Raw genomic sequence first — 741 nt, 5'->3', positions numbered from 1 at the left:
AAGAAAACAATGAGCGTATATTTCAATTTTACAATCATCAACTGGACGTTCTCGTTTAACGTGAGAATCGGTTCTAACTAAAACACATTTATTAATCTGAGTTGAACATTGCGGAGGATATTCCCAGGGTAAAGTGCACAAGAATCCAATCTGTTTCCGCTCGCAAAAATCAACTAAGATGAAAACAGAAGAAAAAATCATTAACAACCAGTTTAACAACTGTGACCACATCCAACTCGAAGGCGTAGCGCATTACGACGAGCGCAGATCCTTCTTCTTCACCCCTGACGACCCCATTCCCCTCAGCGTGCAGCGCTTCCGCACCAACGGGGTGGCGCAACAGATGACCGACGGGACGTTTGACTTCGTGGCTAAGCCATGGCGGAGATCGCAGTCTGTGCTGATCAAGAAACTGGCACATGGGCGCGTTTCTAAGACCAAGGACGATGGCATCCAACTGACGCTGAAGGTGTATTGTCATGAGTCGATCAATATCGCCAACACCATCAAAAGAGAGGCAGCCGAAGCTGTCAAGGCACTTATTAACTATCAACTAAAACACTAAGAGACAATGAGTTGTTTTGTAATCAAGATGGAGAGTGGCCGAAAAATCGGCTACCCCATCACTTCGAGAGAGCAGTATATGAAGCTCAGGGAATCGGGCGAACAGACTGCCTGTCTGACGAAAGCCCGCAACGGCAACAAAAAGGCGAAGTTGCGCCTGATGCAGTTTAACTATTC

At 46.6% G+C, this 741-nt stretch carries 1 protein-coding gene; it reads left to right on the top strand.

From position 1 onward, the window contains the following. The first annotated feature begins 178 nt into the window (after positions 1 to 178). Positions 179 to 565: a hypothetical protein gene (locus CIK89_RS07295; protein ID WP_094390734.1), complete on the top strand. Its 387-nt coding sequence runs from the start codon at positions 179 to 181 to the stop codon at positions 563 to 565. Positions 566 to 741 lie beyond the last annotated feature (176 nt).

The organism is Prevotella sp. P4-119 (genome assembly GCF_002251345.1).
Classification (GTDB): domain Bacteria; phylum Bacteroidota; class Bacteroidia; order Bacteroidales; family Bacteroidaceae; genus Prevotella.
The sequence above is the reverse complement of the archived record's forward strand: the minus strand, read 5'-3'. Positions and strand labels throughout refer to the sequence as shown.